The 242-nt window shown below is 36.0% G+C and carries 1 protein-coding gene; it reads right to left on the reverse strand.

The window, feature by feature from the left end; genetic code table 11:
- Positions 1–163, reverse strand: a 163-nt coding sequence (locus AC23MB_RS14505; RefSeq protein WP_487787671.1) for a DnaJ C-terminal domain-containing protein, incomplete at its 3' end; no start/stop codon positions are given.
- Positions 164–242 lie beyond the last annotated feature (79 nt).

Genomic DNA, 242 nt, shown 5'->3' on the forward strand with positions numbered 1-242 from the left:
CGCCATTTCTTTTGAAAATAGCATCTTCTGCAATATTAAAGGTTATAAACAAATCACCATTTGGACCTCCATTCATTCCGGCATTTCCGTGACCTTTAAGCTTGATGTGTTGGCCATCGTAAACCCCAGCAGGAATTGTTATTCTTACTTTTCTGCCATTAATTTAAAAAATTTGTTGATGCGTTTCAGAAGCTTGTTTTAAATTCAAACTAAGTTCTGACGAGACATCTTGTCCATTGAAC

The sequence above is a fragment of the Soonwooa sp. T0.1_25 genome, from assembly GCF_057652215.1.